Origin of the sequence: [Flexibacter] sp. ATCC 35208, from assembly GCF_001975825.1 — a bacterium.
In the GTDB taxonomy this organism is placed as follows: domain Bacteria; phylum Bacteroidota; class Bacteroidia; order Chitinophagales; family Chitinophagaceae; genus Chitinophaga.
The window spans coordinates 78,063-93,691 of the sequence record NZ_MTKN01000003.1 but is presented as its reverse complement, the minus strand read 5'-3'; the positions used below and the strand labels follow the sequence as shown (position 1 = coordinate 93,691).

Annotated in this window: 12 protein-coding genes; 7 read left to right on the top strand and 5 right to left on the bottom strand. The window is 44.4% G+C overall.

Annotated elements, in window-relative coordinates:
• Positions 1-143: 143 nt before the first annotated feature.
• The 3 genes from BW716_RS03380 to BW716_RS03370 all read left to right on the top strand — a co-directional run bounded on the left by BW716_RS03380 (position 144) and on the right by BW716_RS03370 (position 3,412).
• The gene (locus BW716_RS03380; RefSeq protein WP_083720977.1) at positions 144-1,403 is read left to right on the top strand and encodes a dicarboxylate/amino acid:cation symporter; all 1,260 of its coding nucleotides are present in this window, start codon (positions 144-146) and stop codon (positions 1,401-1,403) included.
• Between the two features lie 87 nt (positions 1,404-1,490).
• On the top strand, positions 1,491-2,156 hold the full coding sequence (locus tag BW716_RS03375) for a DedA family protein (RefSeq protein ID WP_083720975.1): 666 nt from the start codon (positions 1,491-1,493) through the stop codon (positions 2,154-2,156).
• Between the two features lie 17 nt (positions 2,157-2,173).
• Positions 2,174-3,412, top strand: coding sequence for an MFS transporter (locus BW716_RS03370; RefSeq protein WP_083720972.1), 1,239 nt, complete (start codon positions 2,174-2,176; stop codon positions 3,410-3,412).
• Positions 3,413-3,486: 74 nt separating this feature from the next.
• Here BW716_RS03370 and BW716_RS03365 read toward each other — a convergent pair whose 3' ends face one another.
• From BW716_RS03365 to BW716_RS03355, 3 genes are all read right to left on the bottom strand, one after another.
• Complete coding sequence (locus BW716_RS03365) at positions 3,487-3,948, bottom strand: MarR family winged helix-turn-helix transcriptional regulator (RefSeq protein ID WP_083720970.1); 462 nt, start codon at positions 3,946-3,948, stop codon at positions 3,487-3,489.
• A 262-nt stretch (positions 3,949-4,210) separates the two neighbouring features.
• Entirely contained in the window at positions 4,211-5,149 is a 939-nt protein-coding gene (mdh, locus tag BW716_RS03360; RefSeq protein WP_083720968.1) for a malate dehydrogenase, read from the bottom strand.
• 75 nt (positions 5,150-5,224) lie between these two features.
• Positions 5,225-5,737, bottom strand: a complete 513-nt coding sequence (locus BW716_RS03355; RefSeq protein WP_179090981.1) for a redoxin domain-containing protein — start codon at positions 5,735-5,737, stop codon at positions 5,225-5,227.
• Between the two features lie 355 nt (positions 5,738-6,092).
• Here BW716_RS03355 and efp point away from each other — a divergent pair, with 355 nt between their 5' ends.
• The 3 genes from efp to accC all read left to right on the top strand — a co-directional run bounded on the left by efp (position 6,093) and on the right by accC (position 8,656).
• Positions 6,093-6,659, top strand: a complete 567-nt coding sequence (gene efp / locus BW716_RS03350) for an elongation factor P (protein WP_083720963.1) — start codon at positions 6,093-6,095, stop codon at positions 6,657-6,659.
• A gap of 58 nt (positions 6,660-6,717) precedes the next feature.
• Entirely contained in the window at positions 6,718-7,206 is a 489-nt protein-coding gene (accB, locus tag BW716_RS03345) for an acetyl-CoA carboxylase biotin carboxyl carrier protein (RefSeq protein WP_083720961.1), read from the top strand.
• A 112-nt stretch (positions 7,207-7,318) separates the two neighbouring features.
• On the top strand, positions 7,319-8,656 hold the full coding sequence (accC, locus tag BW716_RS03340) for an acetyl-CoA carboxylase biotin carboxylase subunit (protein ID WP_083720959.1): 1,338 nt from the start codon (positions 7,319-7,321) through the stop codon (positions 8,654-8,656).
• Between the two features lie 128 nt (positions 8,657-8,784).
• On the opposite strand, the gene BW716_RS03335 is transcribed toward accC, so the two are convergent.
• Complete coding sequence (locus BW716_RS03335; RefSeq protein WP_083720957.1) at positions 8,785-10,983, bottom strand: glutamine synthetase III; 2,199 nt, start codon at positions 10,981-10,983, stop codon at positions 8,785-8,787.
• 372 nt (positions 10,984-11,355) lie between these two features.
• Here BW716_RS03335 and purL point away from each other — a divergent pair, with 372 nt between their 5' ends.
• Positions 11,356-13,611 (top strand): phosphoribosylformylglycinamidine synthase subunit PurL, encoded by a 2,256-nt coding sequence (gene purL / locus BW716_RS03330; RefSeq protein ID WP_083720955.1) that lies wholly within the window; start codon positions 11,356-11,358, stop codon positions 13,609-13,611.
• 683 nt (positions 13,612-14,294) lie between these two features.
• Here the strand turns inward: purL and BW716_RS03325 are convergent.
• Entirely contained in the window at positions 14,295-15,536 is a 1,242-nt protein-coding gene (locus BW716_RS03325; protein ID WP_083720953.1) for a pyridoxal phosphate-dependent aminotransferase family protein, read from the bottom strand.
• Positions 15,537-15,629: the final 93 nt, after the last annotated feature.

Sequence of the window (15,629 nt, the reverse complement as noted above, 5' to 3'; positions counted from 1 at the left end):
GTAATTTGTTGTTTCAAATCATTACAGATCGCCAAATATAGGCATCAATTTTATAAAATGACACACAACTTTAGATGAACAGCGTTATTTTTGAGGGATTTTTATCACTTTATATAATTTATTAATATAAAAAGCACCGCTGCATGAAGAAAACCAACCGCCTTACCTTGTATATTTTTATAGCAATGGTACTGGGGATATTGACAGGTTATTTGGTGAATATTGCTTATTCGGGTAAAGATGGTGGGCAAGTTACTATTGGGAAGTTCGTAGAAAACGTATCGATACTGACCAGTGTTTTCCTACGCCTGGTTAAAATGATCATTGCTCCGTTGGTATTTACCACGCTGGTAGTAGGTATCGCCAAGTTAGGGGATATTAAGGCCGTAGGCCGTATTGGAGGTAAGACCATGTTATGGTTTATAACAGCTACTTTCGTTTCCCTGTTTCTGGGATTGATCCTGGTAAACATATTGAAACCTGGTGCTGACATGCACCTGGTGGATAAACATGCAGATACCGGTATTAAAGCGGCAGATATGACCCTGAGAGGTTTTTTCGAGCACGTGTTTCCGGATAGCGTAGTGAATGCAATGGCACACAACGAGATCCTGCAGATTGTAATATTTGCATTGTTTTTTGGTGTGGCTACTGCAGCAGTAGGGGAACTGGGCCAGATTGTGATCAAGTTCCTGGATAGTGTAGCGCATATTATGCTCAAGGTAACCGGGTATGTAATGAACTTTGCACCATTTGCCGTATTTGGTGCTATGGCAGCCACGATTGCAGAGAAGGGGCCCGGGATACTCAAAACCTACGGTATATTTATCGGCGAGTTCTATATGGGGCTTGGTACCCTGTGGCTTGTACTGGCAGGGGTAGGTTGCCTGATATTGGGTAAGCGTGGTTTGGATCTCCTGAAAAGGATCAAGAATCCGGTATTGCTGGCGTTCAGTACTGCCAGCAGTGAGGCTGCTTATCCTAAGGTGATGGAAGAACTGGAAGGATTTGGTGCTGACAATCGTATTGTGAGCTTTGTACTGCCACTGGGTTATTCCTTCAACCTGGATGGTTCTATGATGTATATGACCTTTGCGAGTCTCTTTATTGCACAGGCTTATGATATGCACCTGGGCATCGAGCAGCAGTTCTCTATGTTGCTGGTATTGATGATCACCAGTAAAGGGATAGCCGGGGTACCAAGGGCGTCGCTGGTAGTGATAGCAGGCACTCTGTCTATGTTTAAGATTCCTGACGAGGGATTATTGCTGTTGCTGGGGGTAGACCACCTGCTGGATATGGGCCGTTCTGCTACCAACGTAATTGGAAATGCGATGGCGACTGGCGTAGTATCAAAATGGGAGGGTGCACTGGCGGAGCCAAGAACTAATCCTGAACTATAACATAGAGATAACGTTTAAATCCTTATTTTGCTTCCGCGGCGATTCCGCAGGGCAAGACCTTAAATTAGTGGAGATTATACAAAGCATATGGACCAGTTTTTAGAACTATTCAAGCATCTTATTAACCCGGCATGGATCATTGAGCATGGTGGATTGTACCTGTTATTGATTATCATTTTTGCAGAAACGGGTCTGTTTGTAGGATTCTTCCTTCCCGGCGATTCACTGTTATTCCTCGCGGGATTTTACGGCACTATGTTGAGCGAGAGTTTTTATAATACGCCTTTGATTGTGATAATGACGATGGTGGCGGTTGCTGGTATATTAGGAAATGCGGTTGGTTTCTGGATTGGCCGGAAATCGGGGCCACTATTATTTAGTAGAAAAGATACCCTCTTCTTTAAAAAGAAGCACTTATACCAGGCCAAGGAATTGTATGACAAGCATGGCGGCGGGGCTATTTTCCTTGCCCGCTTTATGCCGATTGTACGCACATTTGCTCCGATAGTTGGGGGTATTGTACAGATGGACAAGAAGAAATTCATGTTTTACAATATCGTCAGTTCATTTGTATGGGTGTTTTCCATGATGCTGGCGGGTCATTACCTGGGTAAAGCATTTCCTGGGCTGCAGAAGCACCTGGAACTGATCATTATTATACTTATACTTATTACCACATTGCCTGTTTTAATAAAATTATTTTTCGGTAAAACGAAGCACCATGCGCCACCGCATGCGGATGTGAATGAATAATTATCTTTAAAATCCTCATGAAACCAGACTCGAAAAATTCCACCATCTTCAATGTTGCCGTATTGGTGGCATCATTGGGTTATTTCGTAGATATCTACGACTTATTACTATTTACCATAGTACGGGTGCCCAGCCTGAAATCACTGGGTGTATCACAGGATGAGATTGACAAGGGTATCGGCGTCTGGCTGATGAATATCCAGATGATAGGGCTGCTGTTAGGCGGTATCATGTGGGGCATCATTGCGGATAAGAGAGGACGGCTCCGGGTATTATTCGGTTCTATTCTTTTGTATTCAGTGGCCAATATTGCCAATGGCTTTGTACAGACTACGATGGCGTATTCCTTCTGGAGGTTTGTAGCTGGGGTAGGTCTGGCTGGTGAACTGGGAGCTGGTATAACCCTGGTAGCGGAAATACTGCCAAAGGAAAAGCGAGGCTATGGTACAATGATCGTAGCGACCGTTGGGGTTTCTGGTGCTATAGCGGCAAATCTGATTGCAAAGCTGGTACCTGACTGGCGGTATTGTTATTTCATTGGTGGTGGTTTGGGGTTAGTGTTGTTATTACTGAGGATCAGTGTGATGGAATCTGGTATGTTCCATGCGGCAGCTACAGACAATTCGGTAAAGAGAGGGAATATATTTGCGCTGATAAATAACCGGGAGCGGTTTATTAAATACCTGAAATGCATCATGCTGGGTACACCCACCTGGTTTGTGGTAGGGGTATTGGTAGCATACTCTAATAAGTTTGCGGTCGAAATGGGGGTAAAGGACCCGATAGCGCCTGGCGATGCTATTGCCTTTTGCTATGCGGGGCTGGTATTGGGTGATTTTGTCACGGGCTGGGTGAGTCAGTTGTGGAAAAGCCGGCGAAAGGTCATGATCCTGTTCCTGTTACTCACCACCATTTTTACGGTTGTCTACCTCCATCAATCGGGTACCAGCAAGACCTTCTTCTTTACGGTTTGCTTCTTACTTGGTTTCAGTGTTGGGTTCTGGGCGATATTCGTAACGATAGCGGCGGAGAGTTTTGGTACGAACCTGCGGGCGACGGTAGCGATTACGGTGCCTAACTTTGCGAGGGGGATGCTGGTGTTGATCACGATACTTTTTGGCTGGTTACAGCATTCTTTCAGTTATCTGACCAGTGCGGGAATCGTGGGTCTGATTACGATAGGTTTAGGGTTACTGGCATCTTACCTGGTGCCGGAGACATTTGGAAAGGATTTGAATTACATGGAGACCATCTAAAACAAGAATAGTTGATAAAAAAAGTCCGGATGTACTGAGTACCAATACTCACTCATCCGGGCTTTTTTTTGTTTTTAATACCTCATTAGGATCTTATCTAACAGTAAGTTCAGTTGTTTCGCTTCTTCTTCAGTAAGCGACAGGTTCAGAGAATCTTCCAGGGCGGGAAGGTCTACATCGACTTCATCGAGCAGTGCGAGGCCTTTGGGAGTGATCATGACATCTACTGCACGACGGTCAATTTCGCTTGCTTTTCTTTCTACCAGCCCAGCTTTTCTGAGGCGCTCCACGAGGCGGGAAACGTCGCTCATTTTGTCCAGCATCCTTTCTTTCAAAGTATTGATATTAGCCGCTTTAGGATGTTGTCCCCGCAAAATGCGAAGGATGTTATACTGCTGCATGGTGATGTCAAACTTTTTAAAGAAATGCTGGTGACGGGAAACCAGCCAGTTACCTACGAAGATGAGACCTATTAACCCTTTGTTATACTCGCTGGACCAACTTTTTTGCGAGATCAGTTTTTCTATATTTGACATAAGTGCGCGTATATCGGCTTAAAAATACGATAATTCACTTATGTATAGGGAATGGAAAATAAACGGGGGCACTTAATTGAGTAGTAAAAAATAAAGAGCGCGTATAAAATAAATAAATAAATCTCCTCAGAAGTGCTTACAGATACTACCTATCTGCATTAGGTATCCGAATAAAAAGGGGCCGTATCTTACTTAAGATACGGTCCCTTTGATGATTTGTGGTTTTGGCGGAAGGCCAATTTTAAGATGTTAATAAGTGGAATCAGGCTACAACTTTCATATTGTCAAGTACGTCCATCACTTCTTTTACGTGATCAGCGGAGGTTCTAAGCAGGTTTGTTTCGTCCTGGTCCAACTGTAGTTCTATAATTTTTTCGATACCATTTTTACCCAGTATCACTGGTACACCCAGGTAGATGTCTTTGAGGCCATATTGTCCGGAGAGCCATGCGCAGCAGGGGAAGATGCGTTTTTCGTCTTTCAGTATAGCTTCTACCATCTGGGCTGCTGCGGCGCCGGGAGCGTACCATGCGGAGGTACCCAGTAGGTTTACGATTTCGCCACCACCTACTTTGGTGCGCTGGATGATGGCTTCTAATTTGTCGGGGGCTACCAGTTCAGTGACAGGGATACCTGCCACGGTAGTGTAGCGGGGTAGGGGGACCATGGTATCGCCATGACCGCCCATGAGGATGGCTTGAATGTCTTTGGGAGAGCAGCCAATTTCTTCGGCGAGGAAGGCACGGTAGCGGGCGGTATCCAGGATACCGGCCATACCGAACACTTTGCTGCTGTCTTTACCGGCAGTGAGGTAAGCGCAATACGTCATTACATCGAGTGGGTTGCTAACTACGATGATAATTGCATCAGGGGAATACTGGGAGATATTCTCTGTTACAGACTTTACGATATTGGCATTGGTGTTGATCAGGTCGTCGCGACTCATTCCAGGTTTACGGGGGAGTCCCGACGTAATCACCACCACATCGCTACCGGCTGTCTTCTCATAGTCATTCGTCACCCCCGATATCCTGGTGCTGTAATAGTCAATAGGCGACTGCTGCCATGTATCGAGCGCCTTCCCTTCAGCTGTTCCCTCCTTGATGTCCAATAACACGACTTCCTGTAAAAAATCTCTGTGGACCAGCACATTAGCGCAGGTTGCGCCTACATTGCCAGCTCCTACAACAGTAACTTTCATCGTATACTTTTTATTTTGGTGAAGAATATGAGGATGAACAAATGTAACTAATGCCCGCTGAAGCAGATTTGCAGGCTACTTCAGGAGCTCGGCGAGTTCTTCGATCTTTGCGGTACCTTCAAAACCTTTTACAAACTGACCTTTCTTATCATATACGAAGAGGCCTGGGAAGTAGTGTAGGTTGTAGAAATACATGATCTGGCGGGTGGGTTCGCTGCCCATGGTAATGTTCGGATAGTTCTTAATATTATAATGGTCATAATATTCTTTCATCAATTCCCGTTTGAACGGTGTCACCATCAGGATCTGTGCTTTTTTGAACTTGTCGATGTTTTTGAGCATTTCTTCTGTCAGGTGTTTGCAATGGTCACAGTCTACACTGAAAACAAAAATCAGGGTTTTGACGTTCTTTTTCAAGTTCTTTTTGGTAATTACCTTTCCGTCAGGGAGGGTAAACTCAAAGGCGGGGGGTGTTGGAAACTGCAGGTAAGGAGGTTGGTCCTGGGCTGCAGTAGTGGTAGTTTTGTTGGATTGTGCATTCATCAAGGCTGGCAGACATAACAATAGTACGATCAGATAGTGCTTCATATAACTCTTTGATTTGAAAATAATATTACAGCTAAAGGTATCGAATTTAAGCATACGTAAAAGGGCCATTTACATGACTGGAAGAACCGGCCTCATACACTGAAATCAATGTTATTCTGGCCTTAAATTGGCTTAAAAAGGGCTCAAAACGCTTACTTTTCCACTTTTTTATAAAAAAATTACTAGATTACCTTCCCTTACACTATGTTTGCATTCCTAAAAAAAATAATAGGTAACAGTAGGTCTCTAAATACACTAAAACAAATTAGGAAGCAACGGGTTTTGGGTTTTGCCAGAATGATTACTTTTGCAATCCTTAACGTAAATTTTTAACTTTAAATTAAGTATCCTTTTTATGGCTACCACTGCAGATATCAGAACAGGATTGATAATAAAGCTGGAAAACAGCCTTTATTCTGTTGTAGAGTTTGGTCAGAACAAAACAGCCCGTGCCGCTGCTAAAGTTTGGGCAAAACTGAAGGGTGTTGATAACAGCCGTTCCATCGAGCATACCTGGAACTCCGGTGATACTATCTACCCTGTGCGTGTTGAGAAGAAGGCATTCCAATACTTATATCAGGACGATAGTGGTTACAACTTCATGGATAATGAGACATTCGAGCAGATTGCTTTACCGGCAAGTATTATCGATGCACCTCAGTTCCTGAAAGAAGGCCAGGAAGTAGGAGTTAGTATTAATACGGAAACCGAACAGCCAATGAGTGTGGAATTACCGGATAAAATCGTGGTGAAAGTAACGTATTCTGAGCCAGGTTTGAAGGGTGATACTGCTACACGTACGCTGAAACCTGCCACTGTAGAAGGTGGTGCAACCGTGAATGTTCCTTTGTTCGTAAATGAGGGAGAACTGATCAGAGTAAACACCAAAACGGGTGATTACATTGAGCGTGTAAAAGAATAGTTTTAGTCCATCCAATTATATATCTACTTCAAGCATTTCTAAACCAAAAACTGTCTACATGGATTTTAAACAGATTCAGGAGCTGGTCAAGATGGTCAACAAATCCAACATCAGCGAACTGAGCATTGAGCAGGACAAGTTTAAGATTACAATAAAGCAAAAGGATAACGAAACTCAGCAGGTGATTGCATTGCCAACTATGGCAGCGCCTGTACAGGCAGTTCCTCAGGCAGTTGCTGCTGCGCAGGTTCCTGTATCAGCTCCGGCTGCTGACGCGCCAAAACCAGCTGCTGATGTAAAAGCAGACAACCTGGTAACCATTAAGTCTCCTATGATCGGTACTTTCTACCGCAGCCCTGGTCCTGATAAACCTTTCTTTGTGAATGTAGGTGATGAGGTATCCGCAGGTAAAGTGGTATGTATCATTGAGGCGATGAAGCTTTTCAACGAGATTGAAAGTGAGGTAAGTGGTAAAATCGTAAAAATACTGGTAGATGATGCATCTCCTGTAGAATACGATCAGCCACTGTACCTGGTAGAACCATAAAATTGTTAGTTAAAAGGTTGGAATATTATGAGGTATTGTAGGGATTCCCCTGCTTCATATTGTTCCAACCTTTTAGGCTTATTAACTTTTTTCTTTAACCTATCGAAAAAACATGTTTAAGAAAATATTGATTGCCAACCGTGGAGAGATCGCCTTGCGTATTATACGTACCTGTAAGGAAATGGGCATCAAAACGGTGGCTGTTTATTCTACTGCTGACAAGGACAGTCTTCATGTGAAGTTCGCGGATGAGGCGGTATGTATAGGCAAGCCGCAGAGCAGTGAATCATATCTGAATATCCCTCACTTAATGGCGGCAGCTGAGATCACTAATGCGGATGCCATCCATCCGGGTTATGGATTTTTGGCTGAAAATGCACGTTTTGCAGAGATCTGTGGAGAACACGGCATTAAATTTATCGGCCCTACTCCGGAGATGATCCGTAAGATGGGAGATAAGATGACAGCTAAAGAAACCATGATTGCAGCAGGTGTACCTGTTATTCCGGGTTCCGGCGGTTTATTACAAAGCCTGGAAGAAGCAAGGACACTGGCTAAAGAAATGGGCCTTCCTATCATCCTGAAAGCAACTGCTGGTGGTGGTGGTAAAGGCATGCGTGTAGTTTGGAAAGATGAAGAGCTGGAGAATGCCTACAACATGGCAAAAAATGAGGCCCGCGCGGCATTCAATAACGATGGTATCTACATGGAGAAATTCGTGGAAGAGCCAAGACATATTGAGATCCAGGTAGCTGGTGACCAGTATGGTAAAGTATGTCACCTGAGTGAGCGTGACTGTTCTATTCAGCGTCGTCACCAGAAGCTGGTTGAAGAGTCTCCTTCTCCGTTCATGACGCCTGAGTTGCGTGAGAAGATGGGTGAAGCGGCAATCAAAGCTGCATCAGCGATCAATTATGAGAGCGTAGGTACGATTGAGTTCCTGGTGGATAAGCACAGGAATTTCTACTTCATGGAAATGAATACCCGTATCCAGGTAGAACATGGTGTGACTGAAGAGGTGATCAATTTCGACCTGATTAAAGAGCAGATCAAGATTGCAGCTGGTATTCCTATTTCAGGGAAGAACTATATGCCGGAGATGCACGTAATTGAGTGTCGTATCAATGCGGAAGATCCATACAATGATTTCCGTCCTTCTCCAGGTAAGATCACTGTTTTGCATATTCCTGGTGGTCATGGTGTAAGAGTAGATTCTCACATCTATGCAGGCTATGTAATTCCTCCTTATTATGATTCAATGGTAGCTAAGCTGATTACGATCGCACAGACGAGAGAAGAAGCGATCAGCACCATGGAAAGAGCGCTGAGTGAGTTTGTGATTGAAGGAGTGAAGACAACCATTCCATTCCATCAGCAGCTGATGAGAGATGAGAATTTCAGAAAAGGTAACTTTACAACTAAGTTTACGGAGACGTTTAAGTTAGTGTAAGATATTTTATTAGATAGGGTCCCGGTGGTGCAGACTGCCGGGATTTTTTTATGTGCAAAACCTCTTTAAAACACAAAGCCCCGGGTAAATACCCGGGGCTAATCATACACCAAAACAATCTTACGGTTTTATCGCAAGAAAAGCAGCTCTCTGTACTTAGGCAATGCCCATTGTTTGTCATCTACCAGGAACTCCAGTTTATCGGAGTGGTATCTGATCACATCAAAGTACGGCTTAATTTTTTCACAATAATCTATAGCTTTCTGGCGGCTGTCAGTAACTTTGTTAGTTACTTTGCGCGCTTCAATCATAGCCTGTACGTTCTCACTGATGACGTTAACATGTTCGGCTATTTTGTTAGCAATCTGGGTTTGCGCCTTAACAGATGCATCGCCTAAACCTATTTCTTTCAGACCACGGATGTTAGTGATCAAACTATTCATATAGGTGATTGCTGAAGGCAGGATCGTGTTGGTAGCCAGGTCGCCTATAACGCGGGCTTCGATCTGTACCTTCTTCACATAGTCTTCGAGGAGGATTTCATGACGAGCATGCAGTTCCTTCTCTGTGTAGATACCTACTTCTGTGAACAGTTTAGTAGATTTCTCAGTTACGAAAGCATCCAGAGCCTGAGGAGTAGTTTTTACATTTGGTAAACCTCTCTTCTCGGCTTCTTTTTCCCATTCTTCGCTATAACCGTCGCCTTCGAATAAAACTTTTTCCGAATCTACAATATATTTTCTAAGAGTTTGCATAATCGCAATCTCTTTTTTCTCACCTTTTTCAATCAGGGCATCCACTTCAACCTTGAAGGTAGCGAGGGTTTTAGCCACGATAGTATTCAGCACTGTCATTGCAGAAGCACAGTTAGCAGAAGAACCTACGGCACGGAACTCGAACTTGTTACCAGTGAAGGCGAACGGAGAAGTACGGTTACGGTCGGTGTTGTCCAGCATCAGTTCTGGAATGTGACGGTGCAGGTCGAGTTTCAGGATAGCTTCATCCTGCTCATCGAACTTGTTGCTTACGCGGGTTTTTACTTCCTGCAGTACATCGTACAGGTATTTACCTGAGAATACGGAGATGATTGCCGGAGGTGCTTCGTTAGCGCCCAGACGGAAATCGTTGCTTGGAGAAGCGATAGAAGCTCTCATCAGGTCAGCGTAGTCATGAACAGCCTTGATCGTATTAACGAAGAAAGTCAGGAACATCAGGTTGGTCTTTGGAGTCTTACCAGGAGCCAGCAGGTTAACGCCGGTGTCGGTAGCCATAGACCAGTTATTGTGTTTACCTGAACCGTTGATACCAGCGAATGGTTTCTCGTGCAGCAGGCATTTCAGTTTGTGACGTTTAGCAACCTTGTTCATCACGTCCATGAGCAGGGAGTTGTGGTCAACTGCGATGTTCACTTCTTCGAAGATAGGCGCACACTCAAACTGAGAAGGAGCTACCTCGTTGTGACGGGTTCTCAAAGGAATACCCAGTTTGTATGATTCCAGTTCGAAATCACGCATGAAAGCGTAAGCACGCTCAGGGATAGAACCAAAGTAATGGTCTTCCAGCTGCTGACCTTTGGAAGGTGCGTGACCAACTACGGTACGACCAGTCATGACCAGGTCAGGACGAGCGTTTGCCAGGTTTTCGTCAACCAGGAAGTATTCCTGTTCCCAACCGAGGGTAGGAGTAACTTTGGTAACGTTTTTATCGAAATAGTTACATACGTCTACAGCAGCTTTGTCGATAGCAGATAATGCTTTCAGCAGAGGTGCTTTGTAATCCAGTGATTCACCGGTGTATGAAACAAATATAGTAGGAATGCAGAGTGTCTTACCAAATCCCTGTTCCAGGATGAATGGAGGGGAGGAAGGATCCCATGCAGTGTAACCACGCGCTTCGAATGTAGCACGCAGACCACCATTAGGGAATGAAGAAGCATCAGGCTCCTGTTGTACCAGAGCGTCGCCGTCAAATGTTTCCAGCGGGGTACCATCACTCTTCAGGGTGAAGAAAGAGTCATGTTTTTCAGCAGTAGTACCAGTTAATGGTTGGAACCAGTGTGTGTAGTGGGTAACACCTTTTCTCATTGCCCAGGCTTTCAGACCGGATGCGATCTGCTCAGCCATTTTACGTTCGATTTTGGTGCCAGCCTTAATTGAGTTCATCAGGCTTTTGTAAGCCTCATCACTCAGGCTTTCCCGCATTGCTTTTCCTGCGAATACATTGCTGCCGAACACTTCGGTGATCTTAGTACCGGTGAGTGCTTCGGATGTGATTTTGGAATCAACGCCAGAAAGGTTTTCCAGCGCGGTGAAGCGTAACGATTGCATGCTGTAAATAATTTTACACAAAAGAACGCTGTTGTGCTTACATAAGCAAGAATTAAATTGATTTTAACTAAAAAATTACATTTTTAGGTTATAAAGGTTAATTATTTTGATTTTTGGTCAAAAAAACGGGGGTGAGTAATCCTTAAACTGATGTATTTAAAAAATAGTAATGTATCAAAAGGGCTTTTTTACTTCAGTAGTGAGTAGAAAAAGGCTTGTTTTGGGTAAAATTACTTAAGTAATTCTTGGGTAAAAGGATATAATTTACAGTTAAAATGGTAGCTACCAAGAGGTGATTTCCTTGTCAATTGCAGGAAAAACCTGTAGGTTTGCATCTTCTTTTAAATATATCGTACTCATACATCTAGTTACATGCAAACTTCCGTAGAAACTCCAGATAAGTTCTCCCAGACTAGCGTTGAAACAGCTGAACAGCTTGGGCTTACTGCAGACGAATTTGAGCGCATAAAGAACATCCTTGGCCGTACGCCAAACTTCACTGAACTGAGTATGTATTCTGTAATGTGGAGTGAGCATTGCAGTTACAAAAACTCAATCGTGTGGTTAAAAACACTGCCCCGCGATGGGGAGCGCCTGCTGGTAAAGGCAGGTGAAGAGAATGCCGGTCTGGTGGATATAGGCGATGGTTATGCCTGTGTATTCAAAATCGAATCACATAACCACCCCTCCGCTATCGAGCCATTCCAGGGTGCTGCTACCGGTGTAGGTGGTATTCACCGTGATATCTTCACAATGGGTGCCCGTCCGATTGCTGCCTTGAACTCTCTGCGTTTTGGTAATCTGAATGACAAGAAAACACAGCACCTGCTGAAAGGTATTGTGCATGGTATCGGTCATTATGGCAACTGCTTTGGTGTGCCTACTGTGGCTGGTGAGACTTACTTCGAAGATTGCTATGGTACTAACCCGCTTGTAAACGCGATGAGCGTTGGAGTGGTGAAAGTAGGCCAGACAGTATCTGCTACTTCTTATGGTGCTGGCAACCCTGTATTCATCGTAGGTTCTGCAACCGGTAAAGATGGTATAGGTGGTGCTTCTTTCGCAAGTGCGAATATCACCGAAGACAGCGTGGAAGATCTGCCTTCCGTACAGGTAGGAGATCCATTCCAGGAAAAGAAACTGCTGGAAGCATGTCTTGAAATCATTCCAACCGGAGCTCTGGTAGGTATGCAGGACATGGGCGCAGCTGGTATCACCTGTTCTACCGCAGAAATGAGTGCGAAAGGAGAACATGGTATGATTATCCACCTGGATAAGGTACCTACCCGCCAGCAGAATATGAAAGCATGGGAAATGCTGCTGAGCGAAAGCCAGGAGAGAATGCTGATCGTATTGCACAAAGGCCAGGAAGCCGAAGTGCTGAAAATATTTGAGAAATGGGACCTGCATTGCGTGCAGATTGGTGAAGTAACTACCGACAAGTCACTGAAGTTCTATATGAACGATGTGCTGGAAGCTGATGTACCTGCAGAAAGCCTGGTACTGGGGGGTGGTGCTCCTCAATATCACCGCGCTTATACCGAGCCTGTTTACTTCGAAAAAATCAAAGCCTTCAGTATCCAGAACATTCCGGATACCCTGCATGCACAGTTTGCGGCAGAAAGGCTGGTAAAGCTGCCTAACATCGCTTCCAAACGCTGGATCTATACCCAGTATGACAGCATGGTAGGTGCAGCGAATGCCTCTACAAACGCGCCAAGTGATGCGGCTATCGTAACCGTAAAAGGCACGAAGAAAGTACTGGCTGTAACTACTGACTGTAACAGCCGTTTTGTATATGCTGACCCTCACATCGGTGGTCAGATCGCTGTAGCCGAAGCAGCCCGCAACATCGTATGTAGTGGTGGCGAGCCTGTAGCAATTACAAACTGTCTGAACTTCGGTAACCCTTACGATCCTGAAGTATACTACCAGTTCGTACATGCTATTAAAGGTATGGGTGAAGCCTGCCGTAAATTCAATACCCCTGTTACAGGTGGTAACGTGAGCTTCTACAACCAGTCTCCTGATGGCGCTGTATATCCTACGCCAACTATCGGTATGCTGGGTATCCTGGATAGCATCGAAGACCGTATGACCCTGAACTTCAAAGAAGCTGGTCACCTGGTGTACCTGCTGGGTCGTAGCCGCAATGATATCAACAGTTCTGAATACCTGCACAAACTGATCGGCATTGAATTCAGCCCAGTTCCTCACTTCCACCTGGAAGAAGAAGCACAGCTGCAAAATGCCATCACCAAGCTGAATAAAGCAGGTTTGATTCAGTCTGCACACGATGTGAGCGAAGGTGGTCTGTTCATTACCCTGCTGGAAAGCGCTATGTCTTCCGGATTAGGTTTTGACGTACATACCAATGCTAACTTCCGTAAGGATGCTTACCTGTTTGGTGAAAGCCAGAGCCGTGCGGTAGTCACTGTAAGACCTGAGGATAAAGAGAAATTCGAAGCTTTGCTCCATGGACTGGTAGATGCAACTGAATACTCTGTCAGGTATGAGAAGATTGGTGCCGTGAAAGGTGAACATGTAATTGTAGATGGTGATGACTGGGGTAAAGTGAGCCAGTGGAAAAAACAGTATGATACTGCTATCGAAGGCCATTTAGCATAAGAAACAAGCTTGTAAAAGAATATGAGGTGTAACATATATCCCACATGGGTGTTATGTTGCACCTTTTCTCTTTTTTAGCTGTTCATCATACACTTATAAAAAGTAGCCAATTTACTAAATCGTTACTGGTGGCTGGTTTTCCTGAAAAGGAGGTTTTATTGTACGTTGTATTTACTTTAACAACTCATTAACAAAATAGCATCTTCGTGTGAGTTTATATTACCATATGTTAACTATTTTTGATTCAGAGAGATGCAATATACAAGTCCAGTTGTCAGGGGCTTTTTAGTATAAAAATATCCAGGAGTCTTATTGATTCCCATTCTATGAAAACCAATTGTTCTACTTACCATGTCCTAATGAAAGCTAAGTGATTTACACCTAGTGAGAAAGAAAGATTTGTAGAGGAGCTCTTCGTATTAAAACGAAGGGCTCCCTTGTTTTTAAGCGCGATCAAATAGCGAAAAAGGGAACTCAGAACTTCGGGACGGCCCCTTCTTATTCGGGTACCAGATGGAGAGAATTCTCGTAGATGCAATTCTCATAGCCTTCCTGTTACTTACGATACATCCCCTTTTTTCGCGCGGGCGTTGGCCTGCGGCCGGCTGGGAAAACGTTATTGATATATGCAAAAAGCCCTGATCATTTGGGTGATCAGGGCTTTTGCTTTATTAATTATAACCTTATATCATTGGTATTTCAGCTACATTATACACCTTCTTATCCAGCTTCTCTTTCGTTTCGCTGAATGCCTTCAACGTCAGCTCGATGTCCTCATCGTTATGCGCTGCTGTTGGAATCAGGCGGTAAATGATCTGTCCCTTAGGAATTACAGGGTATACTACGATAGAGCAGAATACATTATAGTTCTCACGCAGGTCCAGACACATGGCAGTTGCTTCAGGAATATCACCCTGCAGGTAGATCGGCGTTACCGGAGAGTTAGTGCTACCGATGTTGAAACCACGCTCTTTCAGGCCAGACTGTAATTTGTTTACATTAGACCAAAGCTTAGCTTTCAGTTCAGGATGGTTACGCATCAGTTCTACGCGTTTCAGGTGACCAACTACCAGTGGTAATGGAACTGATTTCGCGAAGATCTGGGAGCGCATGTTGTAACGCAGGTAATTGATGATCTGCTTTTCGCCGCTGATGAAAGCACCGATAGAAGCACCGGATTTAGCGAAGGTATTGAACAGCAGGTCAATTTTGTCCTGTACACCCTGTTCTTCACCTGTACCGGCACCGGTTTTACCCATTGTACCGAAACCATGTGCATCATCCACTATGAAGCGGAACTCGTACTTGTCTTTCAGGGCAGCGATTTCCTTCAGCTTACCCTGATCGCCCGCCATACCGAATACGCCTTCAGTGATCACGACGATACCACCAGAGGTACCTTTGATCAGGTCTTCAGCACGTTTCAGTTGTTTTTCCAGGTCTTCGATGTCATTGTGTTTGAACACATAACGGTGACCCTGGTGTAAACGAAGACCGTCGATAATACTGGCGTGACACTCAGCATCGTATACGATCACGTCACGACGGCCGCACACTGCATCGATGGCACTCATGATACCCTGGTAACCATAGTTAAGGAGCGATGTATCTTCCTTGCCCATGAAATCGGATAATTCTTTTTCCAGCTTTTCGTGGTAGTTCGTATTACCACTCATCATACGGGCTCCCATTGGCATGGCGAGACCGAAATCCGCTGCTGCTTTAGCATCTGTAGCACGTACCTCAGGGTGGTTCGCCAGACCCAGGTAGTTGTTCAGACTCCAAACGATTTTCTCATTGCCCCGGAACTTCATACGGGGACCAATTTCACCTTCCAGCTTAGGGAATGCGAAATAACCGTGGGCTCTGTCTGAGTGCTCCCCGATAGGGCCCATGTGTTTCAGCAGTTTCTCGAATATATCCATATGTTAAATAATGATTAATAGTGGTTGTTTTAATTTTGCCACAAAGGTATTAAAATATTAGTTTTTGTAAACTTGGGTTACATTTCAAAATGT

Coding starts and splice junctions, on each gene's coding strand:
- BW716_RS03380 (WP_083720977.1), top strand. CDS start 144: ATGAAGAAAACCAACCGCCTTACCTTGTATATTTTTATAGCAATGGTA.
- BW716_RS03375 (WP_083720975.1), top strand. CDS start 1,491: ATGGACCAGTTTTTAGAACTATTCAAGCATCTTATTAACCCGGCATGG.
- BW716_RS03370 (WP_083720972.1), top strand. CDS start 2,174: ATGAAACCAGACTCGAAAAATTCCACCATCTTCAATGTTGCCGTATTG.
- BW716_RS03365 (WP_083720970.1), bottom strand. CDS start 3,948: ATGTCAAATATAGAAAAACTGATCTCGCAAAAAAGTTGGTCCAGCGAG.
- mdh (WP_083720968.1), bottom strand. CDS start 5,149: ATGAAAGTTACTGTTGTAGGAGCTGGCAATGTAGGCGCAACCTGCGCT.
- BW716_RS03355 (WP_179090981.1), bottom strand. CDS start 5,737: ATGAAGCACTATCTGATCGTACTATTGTTATGTCTGCCAGCCTTGATG.
- efp (WP_083720963.1), top strand. CDS start 6,093: ATGGCTACCACTGCAGATATCAGAACAGGATTGATAATAAAGCTGGAA.
- accB (WP_083720961.1), top strand. CDS start 6,718: ATGGATTTTAAACAGATTCAGGAGCTGGTCAAGATGGTCAACAAATCC.
- accC (WP_083720959.1), top strand. CDS start 7,319: ATGTTTAAGAAAATATTGATTGCCAACCGTGGAGAGATCGCCTTGCGT.
- BW716_RS03335 (WP_083720957.1), bottom strand. CDS start 10,983: ATGCAATCGTTACGCTTCACCGCGCTGGAAAACCTTTCTGGCGTTGAT.
- purL (WP_083720955.1), top strand. CDS start 11,356: ATGCAAACTTCCGTAGAAACTCCAGATAAGTTCTCCCAGACTAGCGTT.
- BW716_RS03325 (WP_083720953.1), bottom strand. CDS start 15,536: ATGGATATATTCGAGAAACTGCTGAAACACATGGGCCCTATCGGGGAG.